Origin of the sequence: Streptomyces sp. BE303 (assembly GCF_036290945.1) — a bacterium.
Lineage (GTDB): Bacteria > Actinomycetota > Actinomycetes > Streptomycetales > Streptomycetaceae > Kitasatospora.
Genome location: NZ_JAQYWZ010000110.1, coordinates 1 through 306, shown reverse-complemented (window position 1 = coordinate 306; position 306 = coordinate 1). Strand labels below are relative to the sequence as shown.

Here is a 306-nt window from a genome sequence, read left to right as displayed (position 1 = left end):
CCCGGGACGGCGGCTTCGTGTCCGCCGCCGGAGAGGTCGACGCGGGGCTGTTCGGGATCTCGCCGCGCGAGGCGCTGGCGATGGACCCGCAGCTGCGGTTGCTGCTGGTGACGTCGTGGGAGGCGTTCGAGCGGGCCGGGGTCGACCCGCTGTCGCTCCGCGGCGAGCAGGTCGGCGTGTTCGCCGGAACCAACGGTCAGGACTACGTCGCGCTGCTGGACGACGGGTCCGAGGACGTCGCGGACGCGGCGGGCCACATCGGCACCGGGAACGCGGCGAGCTGGCTGTCCGGCCGCGTCTCGTAGT

At 74.2% G+C, this 306-nt stretch carries 1 pseudogene; it reads left to right on the top strand.

Going from position 1 to position 306, the window contains the following annotated elements:
- A pseudogene (locus tag PUR56_RS00410) lies at positions 1 to 302 on the top strand (beta-ketoacyl synthase N-terminal-like domain-containing protein); the annotation flags it as partial.
- Between the last annotated feature and the right edge of the window lie 4 nt (positions 303 to 306).